A 2423-nucleotide genomic window follows, 5' to 3' on the forward strand; every position below is an offset into this window, starting at 1 on the left:
AGTTATGCGATACGTGATGCCATCGCTTCCATTACCGTTCCGGTAATAGAGGTTCATATTTCTAATATCCATAGCAGAGAAAGTTTTCGTCACAAATCTGTCTTGGCTCCTGAATGTGTTGGTCAAATAAGTGGTCTCGGAACTTTCGGTTATACCTTAGCACTAGAAACATTTTTACATAGAAGAAAAGGGGAATCTTAAATGGAGAAATTGTCTAAATTACGTGAAGCTTTAGGGGAACACCAGATTGATGCCTTGTTAATTACAAGTGGCTACAATCGCCGGTACATAACTGGTTTTACGGGGACTGCTGGTATTGCCATCGTTTCCAAAGATCAAGCTGTTTTTATTACGGATTTCCGTTACACGGAACAAGCGGCAAAACAGATTAAAAACTTTGAAATTGTCCAACATACGAAAACGATGCTGGAAGAAGTAAGTGTCCAATTAGAAAAAATGAATGTGAGAAAAGTAGGTTTTGAGAAAGACGACATGAGCTATGCCGTGTATGAGAGTTACAAAAAGGCGGTTAATACTGAACTTGTACCTGTATCAGGTCTTATTGAGAAAATCCGCTTGATTAAGACGCCTCAAGAGATTACTATTATTAAGGCTGCCGCGGATATCGCTGAAGCGGCTTTTGAACATATCCTTACATTTATCGCACCTGGAAAAACGGAATTGGAAGTTTCTAATGAACTTGAATTCTTTATGCGCAAACAAGGAGCATCATCATCTTCATTCGATATTATTGTGGCATCTGGGTTTCGTTCAGCACTTCCACATGGTGTCGCGACGGATAAAGTCATCGAAAAAGGCGATTTTGTTACATTGGACTTCGGTGCGTTGTATAATGGATATGTATCAGACGTAACGAGAACTGTTGCTATCGGTGAACCGAGTGAGCAATTAAAAGAAATTTATCAAATTGTACTAGACTCACAACTGTTGTCTTTGGAAAAAATCAAACCAGGTATGACTGGAATTGAAGCGGATGCAATCGCTCGTGATTATATCAAATCCAAAGGTTATGGTGAAGCGTTCGGTCATTCTTTAGGACATGGTATCGGATTAGAAGTACACGAAGGGCCTGGATTATCTTTCCGTTCGGAAACTGTTCTGGAAGAAGGTATGGTAATCACGATTGAACCGGGTATTTATTTACCTGGTGTTGGTGGGGTTCGTATTGAAGATGATGCGATTGTTACAGCTACAGGGCTTGAAAAATTAACACATTCTACAAAAGAGTTACTTATCTTATAATTTTGGAGGAACACTCATGATTTCTGTAAATGATTTTAAAACAGGTTTAACAATTGAAGTAGATGGCGGTATTTGGCGCGTACTTGATTTCCAACACGTGAAACCAGGTAAAGGTGCAGCGTTTGTTCGTTCTAAACTACGCAACATTCGTACAGGTGCAGTGAATGAAAAAACATTCCGTGCTGGAGAAAAAGTGGAGAAAGCTCAAATTGATAACCGCAAAATGCAGTATCTTTACGCAAATGGTGATACTCATAATTTCATGGATACTGACTCGTATGAACAAATTGAACTTGATTCAAAACAAATCGAGTACGAATTGAAATTCCTTCGTGAAAACATGGAAGTGCATATCATGCAATACCAAGGGGAAACATTAGGTGTAGAATTGCCGAATACGGTTGTTTTGGAAGTTACTGAAACAGAACCTGGTATTAAAGGTGATACAGCTAGTGGCGGAACGAAACCTGCAATTTTGGAAACTGGATTATCAGTTCAAGTTCCTTTCTTCATCAACCAAGGTGWTAAACTGATCATCAACACATCTGAAGCGGCGTACGTTTCAAGAGCACAATAATTAGAAAAGTGTAAAGTGCCACTCTAGCCTGAAGCCGGCGTGGAGGGAAGGCTTCCTTTGCGACGAGTAAAATTTATTACTTATCTAAATAATGAATAAAAAATAAAGTTGCCAATTGCACCTAGTGCTAATGGCAACTTTTTTTCATGTCTCAGCTTCTTTTTGCATACGATGAATAGACAGAGGAGGGGACAAGTCGGAATTTATGGATGTAATTCGAGTGGCAGGAATCGGATTGATTCTTGCATTGTTACACCTTTTCTTTGAACAGACGGGGAAAAAAGAATTTTCATTCTTTTTATTTGTATTTGGCTATCTGTATATGACCGTGGAAATGTTACGTTTCCTACGTTTCTTCTTTCAAGAAATCACTACTTTTTTCGAATGGCTTACCATTTCGGTGTAAGTCATGCAAATGATCCTGGTAACGATAGTAATCATATTTCTGATGTTGTTGCTTAAACAAATCCTACCGCAATTTACACCTCTACTTTTGAGCTTTTTCTTTTTTATTTTACTCTCGAATATTTTATTTCAAACTCTTTTTCCAATCGTAAGAAACGTTCTTGAATCTGCACCTAAG

The 2423-nt window shown here is 38.4% G+C and carries 4 protein-coding genes; all 4 read left to right on the top strand.

Going from position 1 to position 2423, the window contains the following annotated elements; genetic code table 11:
- Positions 1–201: type II 3-dehydroquinate dehydratase (locus tag AC1DSB_RS18035; RefSeq protein ID WP_477587285.1), on the top strand; the 201-nt coding region annotated here is incomplete at its 5' end.
- Positions 202–1263, top strand: a complete 1062-nt coding sequence (locus AC1DSB_RS18040) for a M24 family metallopeptidase (RefSeq protein ID WP_477587286.1) — start codon at positions 202–204, stop codon at positions 1261–1263.
- Positions 1264–1279: 16 nt separating this feature from the next.
- On the top strand, positions 1280–1840 hold the full coding sequence (efp, locus tag AC1DSB_RS18045; RefSeq protein WP_477587287.1) for an elongation factor P: 561 nt from the start codon (positions 1280–1282) through the stop codon (positions 1838–1840).
- 205 nt (positions 1841–2045) lie between these two features.
- Positions 2046–2246 (top strand): SpoIIIAC/SpoIIIAD family protein, encoded by a 201-nt coding sequence (locus AC1DSB_RS18050; protein ID WP_036659311.1) that lies wholly within the window; start codon positions 2046–2048, stop codon positions 2244–2246.
- Positions 2247–2423: the final 177 nt, after the last annotated feature.

It is taken from the genome of Paenisporosarcina sp. P4_E4_2 (assembly GCF_056401595.1).